The following is a 12,959-nucleotide window of genomic DNA, read 5'->3' as shown; positions in this document are numbered from 1 at the left end:
GGGGGACGTTCAATAAATTATATCCAAATGGATGAGGTACTGGAAGTTATGAGTGATATTCAGTTCAGCCACGAGCAGACTGCCCATTGCGAGAGTGGGGTTATTTCAAATATCTTCCGTCATTATGGTTTACATATCAGTGAACCGATGGCGTTTGGTATAGGAGCCGGTATTTTCTTCGGACACCTGCCTTTTGTGAAGGTGAACGGAGTTCCGGGTACGACTTACCGCGTGGTGCCGGGGGCTATATTCAAGAGAGTCTGCAAACGGCTGGGAGTTAAAATAGAATCACAGACCTTTTCCAGTCCGGAGAAAGGCATGGAAGCGCTGGACCGTGTGCTGGAAACAGGTAAACCTGTGGGATTGCTCTCCAGTGTATATTACCTGCCTTATTTTCCGCCTGCATACCGTTTCCATTTCAATGCGCACAACCTGGTGGCGTTTGGCAAGGACGGAGATAACTACCGTATCAGTGATCCGATCATGGAAACTGTTACGCAGATAGACGCTAAAAGTCTGGCGGAGGCCCGCTTTGCAAAAGGTTTCCCTGCTCCGAAAGGAAAAATGTATTATCCGGTGGAAGTACCTAAGAAGGTATCGCTGGAGCAACCTATACGTGAAGGTATTAAACAGGCATGCAGTGACATGCTGCATATTCCGCTGCCATTTTTTGGTGTAAAAGGGATGCGTTTCCTGGCGAAGCGACTGAAGCATTATCCTGAGAAGGTGGGAGACAGGAAAGCCGTGTTATACCTGGGGAATATTATCCGTATGCAGGAGGAGATCGGTACCGGTGGTGCAGGTTTCCGCTTTATGTACGCTGCTTTTTTGCAGGAAGCGGCAGGCATTCTGAAACGGGATGAATTGTCAGAGATCTCAGCGGAACTTACCCGCATCGGAGACACCTGGCGCAACTTTGCCTTCAATGCAGGCAGGGTATGTAAGAGCAGAAGCGTGAATAATGTATCTTATGCGGAACTCAGTGAAATGTTGATGCAATGCGCCGCAGAGGAAGAAGTGCTATTCCGTAAATTGTCGAAAGTAAAATTATAATGACCAGCATTCTGGTGCAGGACCTGCACAAAACATACAAAGGAGCGCTGGAACCATCATTGAAAGGCCTGAGCTTTAGTTTCCCGAAAGGATCCATCGTGGGCCTGCTGGGACCTAACGGCGCTGGTAAGACTACTACTATTTCCATCCTGTGCGGTTTGATAAAAGCAGATGCAGGTCAGGTACAAATCTTCGATCTGCCGCAGAATGCTGTGAACCGGGAAGCCATTAAAGGACTGATAGGTATTGTGCCCCAGCAGATCGCATTATTTCCCCATCTTACTGCTGTTGAAAACCTTGAATACTTCGGCAACCTGTATGGACTGAAAGGAAAGCCTTTGCGTAGCCGCATTGATGAATACCTGCAGGTATTCGGGCTGGAAAAGAACGCCCATAAACAGGTGCATCATTTTTCAGGTGGTATGAAACGCCGTACCAACATCATAGCAGCTATCCTACATCAGCCGCAGCTGCTAGTGCTGGACGAGCCTACAGCTGGTGTGGATGTACAATCGCGCAGTATGATATTGCAGTTTCTGCGTGATTATAACCGGCAGGGAGTAAGTATCGTATATACTTCGCATCTGCTGGATGAAGCACAGACCATCTGTCAGGAAGTAACCATCATAGATGAGGGAACGGCAGTAGTACAGGGTGAGACAAATGAGCTGATAGCAAGGCATCCTGAATGCCGCAACCTGGAAGACGTGTTCCTGCAGTATACCGGACACGCATTGAGAGACTAATAAAAACCGGATGTTACGACTACTGGCTACTATACGAAAAGAATGGTTATTGCTGTTGCGCGACAGGACAGGGCTGACACTGTTATTCGCCATGCCGGTAATATTGATTACGGTAATGGCCATGATAGAAGATGCGCCTTTTCGCGATTACCAGGAGTTGAGATTTGACATCCTGACTGTGGATAATGATCATGGCCGACTGGGAAAATATATCAGGGAAGGATTGGAATACAGCGAACAATTCCGGGTGATAGATTCGATGAAAGGCCAGCCCATTATGGAGCAGCAGGCCAGGAACCTGGTGAATGAAGGTGAATATAAGATCTGTATTATCATTCCTTCCGGCGCTACCGGCGCTATTGTGAGCAATGCGAATAAGATCGTCAATGATATTTTGAAGCGTATGAGCATGCCTGGTGTTTTACCGGTAAGCAGCCGTAAAGACTCATTGAACGTGACCATTTATTTTGATCCTGCTTCGAAGAAAGCCTTTAAAAGCGCTATTCATCAGGCACTGGATAATTTCCTGACGCAGGTGGAAACAGACCTGCTACTGGAAAGGATCAAACAGCAGTTAAAAAGGAAGGATGTTCCGGAAGGCGATTCTATGGTGATACAGCTCAAGGCTGTAGGGCTGAAAGAGCAGCTGACGGGACCTTCACAGGAAATAGACGTGATATCCAATTCTGTGCAGCACAATGTGCCGGCATGGAGCATCTTTGCCATGTTCTTTATTGTAATCCCCATAGCGGGCAATATGATCAGGGAAAGGGAAGACGGCAGTCTGCTGAGAATGAAACTGATACCGGGTTCTTACCTGGCTGTTCTGACGGGTAAGATGTTGTTCTTCGTAGCGGTATGTGTAGTGCAATTTTACCTGATGATGCAGGTAGGCATTTACCTGCTGCCATTGCTGGGGTTGCCCAAACTGGTGCTGGGACAGAGCCTGCTGGCGGCATTCATTGTAGCGGTAGGGATTGGCCTGGCGTCTACATCTTATGGCATACTGGTTGGTACTGTATTTAAGACGCCCAATCAGGCCCTCAATTTTGGCGCCATTTCCATTGTTATCCTCTCTGCCATTGGCGGTATATGGATACCGTTGGAGATCATGCCATCGCATATGCAGTTCATTGGTCACCTCTCGCCACTCAGCTGGGGACTGGATGCTATCAACGATATTTATCTGCGGAATGTCGGCGTGGGGCATATCTGGGGGCATGTGGGCAAACTGGTATTATTTGCGGTAACGTTATTATGTATCGCCGCTGTGATAGAGAAGAGAAGGCTCAGCTAGGGGAATTCCGGCGGAGTACTGCGTGCATTGACTATTGGAGGTAAAACTGTATTTTTACGGGTGCCTGGCGTGAAAATTGCGGACGGTGGCCAGGTTCCCGGGATTAATAAATAGGGACATAAACCTGCAACAATACTATGGAAGAATTAAAACAGAAATTGAAAGTTCAGATTATCGAGGCGTTGAACCTGCAGGACACACGTCCTGAAGACATTGATGACAATGCACCTTTGTTTGGTGAAGGTCTGGGTCTGGATAGCATCGACTCGCTTGAGCTGATGGTTTTACTGGAAAGGCAATACCAGATCAAAGTAGAAGATCCACGTGAAGGAAGAAAGATATTACAGTCTGTTCAATCCATGGCAGAATTTATTCAATCCAAACAACAACCTGCGTAAGCAGGAATCCGGGCATGGCGGAAAGAGTGTTTATAACAGGGTTAGGAATGATCACCGCCATTGGTGATAACGTCGCGGAGAATCTCCGGAGCCTGCGCGCGCAAAAGAGTGGTCTGGATTTCACCAGGCAGCTGGATACTATTTACAAGGAAGTATTACCGGTAGCAGAAGTAAAGCATACCTCGCCAGCACTTAGCGAAATGGCTGGTGTAGCCGGTAAGGAAGGATATACCCGTACTACTTTACTGGGACTGATTGCTATGCAGGAAGCCTTAAGACATGCAGGTCTCAGCAACCTGGAGGATGAAACCACTGGTTTTATCAATGCTTCTACCGTAGGTGGAATGTGTGATACAGAGAATGTTTATTTCGACATTGCTGACCCCACAAAAACGGGTGATTTCGACAAATACATTGATACCCTGGACTGTGCTGACTGTACACAGCAAATTGCTGATGTAGTGGGCATCAGCGGGCCTATCACCACGATCAGTACGGCTTGTTCTTCGTCTGCAAATGCGCTGATGTATGGCGCAAGACTGATCAAAGCCGGCTTAGTACGCCGCGTGATCTGTGGAGGTACGGAAGCGCTGACCCGTTTTACCCTGAATGGTTTTAACTCGCTTAAAAATGTAGATAAACGCCCCTGCCGTCCTTTTGATAATGACCGTAACGGACTGAATCTGGGAGAGGGCGCGGCTTACCTGGTACTGGAAAGCGAATCGCTTGTAAAAGAGCGGAATGCCACAGTACTGGCCACATTGAATGGCTATGCCAATACCAATGAAGCGTTCCATCCTACAGCCCCTTCTCCTGAAGGCGACGGCGCCTATGCCGCTATGAAAACAGCCATGGAAATGGGTGGATGTACACCTGCGGATATCCAGTACGTGAATGTACATGGCACAGCTACACTCAGCAATGATGTAGCGGAAGGAATGGCCTTACAACGTTTGTTTGGTGATGATGTGCCAAAGTTCAGCAGTACCAAACCATTTACCGGTCATGCTCTGGCCGCTGCAGGAGGGATAGAAGCTATCTATGCCGTATTGGCTATCTCTCATCAGATAATATTTCCTAATCTCCACTTTAAAGATAAAATGCAGGAATTGTACATTACGCCGGAAACCCAGTTGCTGGAGCAATATCCCGTGCGTCATGTGCTGTCAAATTCATTTGGTTTTGGCGGCAACAATGCCTCCCTGCTGATCAGCAAATATGAAGGGTAAGTGTTACATACAGGGATTGGCGGCTATTACACCCCAGCATACGTTTGAGGGAGACCTGTCGCAGCCGATGGTAGTTACCCGGGGGAATATGCTTTCCTGCGTAGAGCCCGATTATCGTTCGTTTATCGCCCCCAACAGCTTGCGCCGAATGACGCGTGTGCTCAGAATGGGACTGACTGCATCTCTGAAATGCCTGCAGGACAGCGGTATTGCAATTCCCGGCGCAATTGTGACCGGTACCGGTAAGGGTAGTCTGCAGGACACTGAACGTTTTATCAAAGAGATCCGCGATTACGAGGAGCGAGCCCTGAATCCTACTCCTTTCATTCAATCCACTTACAATGCAGTCAACGGTTTGATCGCATTACAACAGAAATGTACGCGGTACAACAACACGTTCGTTCACCGGGGTTTTTCATTTGAACATGCCCTGCTGGACAGTATGCTGTTATTGCACGAAGGCACGTCTGATGTATTAGCAGGCGCATTTGACGAGATCACGCCGGAACACTTTTTCATCAAAGGACGTATTGGTCATTGGAAGAAGGAAACGGTGTCCAATGATGCACTGTATGAGCATGTTTCTCCCGGGACGATTTCCGGAGAAGGAGCAGTATTCTTTTTACTGGCCCCCACAGCTACGGCGCAGAGTTATGCACAAATAGGAGGGTTGGAGATGTTGTATAAGCCATCCCCCGAGAAACTAAAAACCGCGTTGCCCCAATTCCTGCAGCAACATGGTCTGCAGGCCGCAGATATAGACCTGGTATTGAGCGGCGCAAATGCAGACAGCAATCATGCACACTATTACCAGGTACTGAATGATTGTACCCAATGCCCACAATTACCATTCAAACACCTCAGCGGCGACTATGAAACCGCGGGCGCCTTTGCCCTCTGGCTGGCAGCGCAGATGCTGAAACAACAACAGATTCCTTCACAATGGTTCCCGATGTTGCAGCAGCAGCCTGCGAGATTGCGGAATATCCTGATCTATAATCACTTTTTTGGAGAACAGCATACGTTTATGCTGGTGCAGGCGGTGTAAAAAGGCCGCCCGGAATAGCGGACAGCCTTTAAAAAATCATTTATAGAGAGCTTTTAATCTGGCGATCCTGAACACCGGATACCTGAGATATCCTGGTTCTGCATAAGGTGAATGTTCATAGACGAAACGTAACTGTGCTTCACCACTCTTCGCGAAAGTGCTGTCAGTAGCTCTTTTCTGCTTCAATTCTTCCTGTAACGCCGGATTTGATTTTAGATAATCCGCAGCAATATCTTCAAATACATAGTGAGAATATCCTTCTTTCCTGGCGAGGATTGGGTCAAAGAAGTTCCATGCAAAGAAGGAGTCACCTCCGGTTGGTTCCAGTGTTTCGATGAGGTAGCGGTTGGCAACCTGGTCCATGGGAATGTAATAGTCCCCTTTTCTAAAGTGCATAGTGTCTTTGGTAACAGATACCTTCACATCGCTGTGGATGTAATGTCCTTCGTAAGGGTGCTGGGCAGTCTTATAATCATCGATATGATAAGTCTCCACATAGATGACCGTATCGTGCGTAAAGCGTCTCATCTGCACATTATTGTTCTTCAGGAGGTCCAGCACGTTCCACCAGCCCTGAGGAATGACGTAGGCTTCAGGTTTCTGGATATCATTTTTTGCCGCTACATAGTCATAAAACTTCACCTGTTTTTCGAAAGGTTTGGTCCGGTCGTAATACAGGCGTGGTTGTCCGGAGATCTCACTGGGTTTATGGCCGGCAGCATATCCTTTAAAATTGATATAGCTGAAGAGCGTGGTATCTACCCTCCACTCCAGTGGGAAGTAGGCTTGCGTCTTTTCTTTTTCTTTGGTTTGTGCGCGGAGTGTTTTGATCTTGTCGCTGTGCGTACTCACGAAGCTAATGAATGATTCCATGAGCGCATAGGTAGCCTGTACCCTTTGAGGATATGGCTTCAGCATATGCGTTTCGGGAACGAATCCGAAGGTATGGAAGAGGGTGGTGTAACCACTGGAATAGCGGGGACCATCAGCATAAGTGATCCAGCCATTTTCCGGAGTTTCGCCAAAGTGATTGACGTAAGGGACGAGGTCATAACCTTTTTCCTTCATGAGCTGGTATATACCGGGTTCGAATTCCCCATGGAGGAAGTCGCCCATGACGCCGCCCATTTTGTGATGTTCCGTAGATAGCAAGGTTATGACATGCTGATAATCAGCGCCATTGCTCACGTGGTTGTCTATAAATACATCCGGATCTGTCAATTGGTAGATCTGCTGGAAGGAGCGGGCATTGCGGGAGTCGGCTTTAATGAAGTCACGGTTCAGGTCGTAATTCCTGGCATTACCACGGGAACCGAAGGCAGCAGGTCCGTTCTGGTCAACCCGGTAATTGGTGCTGCGGTTCAGTGCGCCTCCGATATTATATATAGGAATGACGGCCAGGATGATATTATCGGGCAGTTTCTTTTTACCCAGCGCGAGGTCACGCAGCAGCATCATGGATGCGTCAATACCGTCGGGTTCACCGGAGTGGATACCGTTATTGATGAGGATAATACGTTTATTCTTTTTGCGCAGGCTGGCAAAGTTGAAATCGCCGGAAGGGGAGTAGACCACCAGGTGCAGGGGGTATCCAGCGTCCGTAGGGCCCATTTCCCGCATGGAGATCTGGGGGAAGCGTTTGTCTAATTCACGGTAATAAGTGATGCATTCGTCATAAGTAGCTGTTTCCTGTCCCTGTGTTTTCTCGAAGCGGGTGGTAAGGTCTTGTGCTGCTGCGGGCAGCCAGGAGTAGCATAGCGCCAGCAGGGTGGCGGTTCTGATAATTTTCTTCATGTATAAAAGCGAACTTTGTATAGTGTTGGTTGACTTTATTGTATTGCGCCTGTATGACAAGGCAGGCGGCATATTATCAATGCCGGGGCAACAAAATAGTGGAATATCTTTGGTTTTTATATATCTGTTGTGTGTGTAGGAGGGAGAATTACATGGGCGGCGGGGAGGTCTGGAAAGGTCGCGTGGATCAGCGCTGTTAGGAGTTGTGTATTTGTAGCTCCCGGTGGCAACCGGGGAACGGGAAGACGGAGAGAAGACGGAGAGAAGACGGAGAGAAGACGGAGAGAAGACGGAGAGAAGACGGAGAGAAGACGACGGTGATAGGTCTTGTGGAATGGACCGGCAAAACAAAAAGCCCTTCCTGCTGGCAGGAAGAGCTAAATTATTTTTAGACTAAAGCGCTTATGCGAGGGCGTTTACTTTCTTAGAAAGTTTGCTCTTCAGGTTGGCTGCTTTATTTTTATGAATAACATTACGTTTAGCCAACTTGTCGATCATAGAGATCACATCAGACAACTTATCGTCAGCAGCCGCCTTTTCAGTCAATTTCTTCAGATCACGGATAGCATTACGGGTAGTTTTACCGTAGTAACGGTTACGCTCATTCCGTTTTCTGCTCTGACGTACGTCTTTTTTCGTTGCTTTATGGTTTGCCATTTTTCTTATTTCAAGTTTCGGACGGCAAAGGTATACATTACTTCAATAGAAAACAAATAAAAACGAAATTCCTGGAATATTTGCCTGGATTTCCGTACTATAGACACAAAATTAGTAAAACTGAATAAAATCAAGTGAAAACAGGTTAATATAAGAAAAGCAGGTTAAGTGTTCCTGATTAAGCTTTAAAGCTTCAGCATTTTTCCGTTTTTCTTTAACAAAAAAGCTACGATATTTGCAATCCCATATATTATATACGGGGCATTCAACAGAATAGCAATTTGAATCGAAGCTTTAGCAAAACTCGTTGTAAATGAAGGACTTCTCATTTGTTACCAACTCACATCCTGCCTACATAGAATCTTTATACCAGGATTACCGTAAAGACCCTGGCGCAGTAGACCCGGAATGGAGCAAGTTTTTTGAAGGATTTGACTTTGCGGTAAATAACGTTAATGGAAAAGCAGGAGCGCCGGGAGCGGCGGGCGCCGGTCTTCCGGTAAGCAGTGACCAGTTAACAAAGGAACTCAATGTTTACAGATTGATACAGGCCTACCGTAAAAAGGGGCATCTGATCTCGAAAACAAATCCTATCCGCGAAAGAAAGGACAGGCATGCCAACCTGGATATCTCTTTTTACGGCCTTGTAGAAGCAGATCTGAAAACAGAATTCTATGCCGGTCAGGTACTGGGCCTTGGTAAAACAAGCCTGGAAAATATCGTGAACCGACTGAAGCAGGTATATGCTGCGGCAGTGGGGCTGGAATTCACTTATATCAACGATGCAAAGAGAGTGGAGTGGTTACAGCGTGAGATGGAAACCACCCTGCAGCAGCCCGTATCCCTGGATGGGAAGAAACGCATCCTGCTAAAACTGAACCAGGGTGTAATGTTCGAAAAATTCCTCCACACCAAATATATAGGTCAGAAACGTTTCGGCCTGGAAGGTGGTGAAAATACCATCCCAGCCCTGGACGCTATCATCAACACTGCTGCTGCCGAAGGCGTGCAGGAAGCGGTGATCGGTATGGCGCACCGCGGCCGTCTGAACGTATTGGCAAATATCCTCGGTAAAACGTATGAGCAGATCTTCAATGAATTTGAAGGACATGCCGTACCGGATCTGACAATGGGTAGCGGTGACGTGAAATATCACCTGGGCTTCCGTTCCCTCGTGGAAACACCATCCGGCAACAAGGTAAATCTCCAGCTGCTCCCTAACCCTTCCCACCTGGAAGTGGTAGACCCGCTGGTAACAGGTTATGCCCGCAGTAAAGCCGATGTGATCTACAACAGCGATTATGACAAGATACTGCCTATCCTGATCCACGGTGATGCCGCGGTAGCAGGACAGGGCGTGATATATGAGCTCATCCAGATGTGCAACCTGAAGGGTTATTACACCGGCGGTACCATGCACCTGGTGATCAACAACCAGATCGGGTTCACCACTGACTTTGACGATGCCCGCTCCTCCGACTACTGTACCAGTATCGCTTCTACCGTACAGGCGCCTGTATTCCATGTGAATGGCGACGATGCGGAAGCTGTGACGAAAGTAGCTGAGATAGCAGCCCGTTACAGACAGGAATTTAATTCAGATATCTTTATCGACTTACTGTGCTATCGTAAGCACGGGCATAACGAAGGCGATGAGCCTAAGTTCACCCAGCCAAGCCTGTATGCACTGATCGATAAGCACCCTAACCCAAGGGAAGTGTACACACAGAAACTGTTACAGGCAGGTGAAGTGGAAGTACAGGAACTGGCGAAGGAAATGGAGAAGAGCTTCTGGGCTGACCTGCAGGAACGCCTGGATGAGGTAAGACAGAACCCGCTGCCTTACACTTACCAGAAACCGGAGCTGTGGTGGGCTGAATTGCGTAAATCGCAGCCGGAAGATTTTGAAAAATCACCGGTGACCGCTATTAAGGAAGAAGAAGTAAAACGCCTGGTTGGCAAGCTGATGGAATGGCCTAAAGAGTTCGTTCCATTACGTAAAGTTGAAAAGCTGCTACAGGACAAAATAAAACTGTTCGAAACAGAAGGAAAGCTGGACTGGGCTACCGGTGAGTTGCTGGCATATGCCAGTTTGCTGACTGAAGGCAAGGACGTGCGTATGAGCGGTGAAGACGTGAAGAGAGGTACTTTCTCCCACCGACATGCTATCCTGTTTGACGAAAATACCAATGCTACTTATAACAGGCTGGGCTCACTGCAGGAAAAACAGGGTCAGTTCCGCATCTATAACTCTCTGCTGAGTGAATTTGCCGTACTGGGTTTTGAATATGGTTATGCAATGGCCAATCCGAATTCACTGGTACTGTGGGAAGCACAATATGGTGACTTTGCCAATGGTGCGCAGACAGTGATTGACCAGTACCTGAGCAGTGCAGAGCAGAAATGGACAACGCAGAATGGCCTGGTAATGTTATTGCCACATGGTTATGAAGGCGGTGGACCAGACCACTCCAATGCCCGTCCGGAAAGATTCCTGCAGGCATGTGCTGAATACAATATCATCGTTACAAATATCACAACATCTGCCAACTTCTTCCATGCATTGCGCCGTCAGTTAACCTGGCCGTTCCGCAAGCCGCTGGTGAACTTTGCACCTAAAGCCAACTTAAGGCACGTAGGTTCTTACTCGCCGATAGCAGCCTTCACAGAAGGAGGATTTAAGGAAGTACTGGATGATGATTTTATCGATGATCCATCTAAAGTGAAAAAAGTACTGCTGTGTACCGGTAAGATGTACTTTGACCTGAGCGAAAAACAGCAGAAAGAGAATAGGAAAGATGTGGCTATTGTAAGGCTGGAACAACTGTATCCGCTGCCGGTAGTACAACTGGAGGCGCTGAACCAGAAGTATAAAGCTGCTACCTGGTTCTGGGTACAGGAAGAGCCGCTGAATATGGGCGCAGCTTCCTATCTGCAGATGAACCTGAAACAGATCAACTATGGTGTGATCAGCCGTAATCCAAGTGCAGCAACTGCGACAGGATATGCGAAGGTACATGCGCGTGAGCAGCTCGAAATCATTGAGACTGCATTTAACATTTAGATGAATAGAGAACAAAGTGAAGAATGATTTCACTTTTAAACATTGATTGCACACAGAAATTAGAAATATGGCTATCGAAATCAAAGTTCCTACGGTAGGAGAATCTATTAGCGAGGTAACAATTGCAAAGTGGTTGAAGAAAGACGGAGATTATGTGCAGCAGGATGAGGTGATCTGTGAAATGGAATCTGAAAAAGCCACCTTTGAACTGAATGCAGAAAAGGCAGGGGTATTAAGAATTGCAGCCCCCGAAGGCGCTACTTTAAAAGTAGGCGATGTCGCTTGTACAATTGATACGGATGCTGCTGCTCCTGCGGGTGCTGGCGCTCCGGCCGCAGCGGCGCCTGTTGCTGCATCTGCACCTGCTCCTGTTGCCGAAGCTGCTCCTGCAGCACCTGCGGTAAATAAAGGAACCATTGAGATGAAAGTGCCTACTGTGGGCGAATCCATCAGTGAAGTGACATTGATAAAATGGCTGAAGAAAGATGGTGAGTACGTAGAGCGTGATGAAGTGATCTGCGAACTGGAATCAGAGAAAGCCACTTTCGAACTGAATGCCGAAGAAGCCGGTGCATTACAGACGCTCGGTAAAGAAGGAGATGTATTAAAGGTAGGTGATCCTATCGCTAAAATAGATACCAGTGTAGGCCGTCCTGCAGGTAAAGCACAGCCAGCTGCTTCAGCTGCTCCTGCTGCAAAACCACAGGCTGCTCCGCAGGTACAACAGGCGCCGGTGACTGCTATTCCTAATGATGTAAAGGCTAGTCCCGTTGCTGCTGCTGTAATTGCAGACAAGCATGTGGATCCATCCTCTATCAAGGGTTCCGGTGCTCATGGCAAGATCATGAAAGACGACGTATATGCAGCACTCCAGAATCCGGGTGTAGCTATCGGTCAGGAAATGTTCAGCCGCACAGAACGTCGCGAGAAGATGAGCAACCTGCGTAAGACCGTTTCCCGCCGTCTGGTGGAAGCGAAGAATACGACAGCGATGCTGACCACCTTCAACGAAGTGGACATGACTAACATCATGGACCTGCGCGCTAAGTACAAAGAAGTATTCAAGAAACAGCATGAAGTGAACCTGGGCTTTATGAGCTTCTTCACCAAAGCATGTTGTTTTGCACTGAAGGAATTCCCTTCTGTGAATGCATATATCGACGGAGAAGAGCTGGTATACCATGATTTCTGCGACGTATCTATCGCCGTATCAGCACCGAAAGGGCTGGTAGTACCGGTGATCCGCAACGCAGAAAGCCTGGATATGGCGCAGATTGAAAAGAAAGTAGTGGAACTGGCTACCAAAGCCCGTGACAATAAACTCACTATGGAGGAAATGACCGGTGGTACCTTCACTATCACCAACGGAGGCGTGTTCGGTTCACTGATGAGTACTCCGATCATTAACATTCCTCAGTCTGCTATCTTAGGTATGCACAAGATCCAGGAACGCCCGATGGCTGTCAACGGACAGGTAGTGATCCGTCCGATGATGTACCTGGCGCTGAGCTACGACCACCGTATCATCGATGGCCGCGAGTCTGTAAGCTTCCTGGTGCGTGTGAAAGAAATGCTGGAGAATCCTGAGCAGTTACTGTTCGGTAAAGATCCGCTGAAAGCATTACTGAAATTATAAATAACGCAAAACGCGGAACGTATAATTGCGGAAACGC

The 12,959-nt window shown here is 47.7% G+C and carries 10 protein-coding genes; 8 read left to right on the top strand and 2 right to left on the bottom strand.

All coding sequences use genetic code 11. The features are described 5' to 3' along the window. Positions 1–27: 27 nt before the first annotated feature. From F3I09_RS02090 to F3I09_RS02065, 6 genes are all read left to right on the top strand, one after another. Positions 28–1,053 carry a BtrH N-terminal domain-containing protein gene (locus tag F3I09_RS02090; RefSeq protein WP_149693378.1) on the top strand — a complete coding sequence of 342 codons (1,026 nt, stop codon included), beginning with the start codon at positions 28–30 and terminating at the stop codon, positions 1,051–1,053. After that, on the top strand, positions 1,053–1,799 hold the full coding sequence (locus tag F3I09_RS02085) for an ABC transporter ATP-binding protein (RefSeq protein ID WP_188133645.1): 747 nt from the start codon (positions 1,053–1,055) through the stop codon (positions 1,797–1,799). Before F3I09_RS02090 ends, F3I09_RS02085 begins: the two co-directional genes overlap by 1 nt. A 10-nt stretch (positions 1,800–1,809) precedes the next feature. Beyond that, entirely contained in the window at positions 1,810–3,096 is a 1,287-nt protein-coding gene (locus tag F3I09_RS02080; protein ID WP_149693377.1) for an ABC transporter permease, read from the top strand. A gap of 137 nt (positions 3,097–3,233) precedes the next feature. After that, positions 3,234–3,494 (top strand): phosphopantetheine-binding protein, encoded by a 261-nt coding sequence (locus F3I09_RS02075; protein WP_089834708.1) that lies wholly within the window; start codon positions 3,234–3,236, stop codon positions 3,492–3,494. A 14-nt stretch (positions 3,495–3,508) separates the two neighbouring features. Then, positions 3,509–4,723, top strand: coding sequence for a beta-ketoacyl synthase (locus tag F3I09_RS02070; RefSeq protein ID WP_149693376.1), 1,215 nt, complete (start codon positions 3,509–3,511; stop codon positions 4,721–4,723). Then, a complete protein-coding gene (locus F3I09_RS02065) occupies positions 4,713–5,771 on the top strand; it encodes a beta-ketoacyl synthase chain length factor (RefSeq protein WP_149693375.1) in 1,059 nt (352 codons plus the stop codon). The genes F3I09_RS02070 and F3I09_RS02065 overlap by 11 nt, the downstream gene beginning before the upstream one ends. 36 nt (positions 5,772–5,807) lie before the next feature. Here F3I09_RS02065 and F3I09_RS02060 read toward each other — a convergent pair whose 3' ends face one another. After that, positions 5,808–7,565, bottom strand: coding sequence for a M14 family metallopeptidase (locus tag F3I09_RS02060; protein WP_149693374.1), 1,758 nt, complete (start codon positions 7,563–7,565; stop codon positions 5,808–5,810). A gap of 402 nt (positions 7,566–7,967) precedes the next feature. Continuing rightward, positions 7,968–8,222 (bottom strand): 30S ribosomal protein S20, encoded by a 255-nt coding sequence (gene rpsT, locus F3I09_RS02055; RefSeq protein ID WP_089834712.1) that lies wholly within the window; start codon positions 8,220–8,222, stop codon positions 7,968–7,970. Positions 8,223–8,535: 313 nt separating this feature from the next. Here rpsT and F3I09_RS02050 point away from each other — a divergent pair, with 313 nt between their 5' ends. Further along, on the top strand, positions 8,536–11,286 hold the full coding sequence (locus tag F3I09_RS02050) for a 2-oxoglutarate dehydrogenase E1 component (protein ID WP_149693373.1): 2,751 nt from the start codon (positions 8,536–8,538) through the stop codon (positions 11,284–11,286). Between the two features lie 67 nt (positions 11,287–11,353). Beyond that, positions 11,354–12,922, top strand: a complete 1,569-nt coding sequence (gene odhB / locus F3I09_RS02045) for a 2-oxoglutarate dehydrogenase complex dihydrolipoyllysine-residue succinyltransferase (RefSeq protein WP_149693372.1) — start codon at positions 11,354–11,356, stop codon at positions 12,920–12,922. The last annotated feature ends 37 nt before the right edge of the window (positions 12,923–12,959 follow it).

It is taken from the genome of Chitinophaga sp. CF418, from assembly GCF_900142925.1.
GTDB lineage: Bacteria > Bacteroidota > Bacteroidia > Chitinophagales > Chitinophagaceae > Chitinophaga.
The sequence above is the reverse complement of the archived record's forward strand: the minus strand, read 5'-3'. Positions and strand labels throughout refer to the sequence as shown.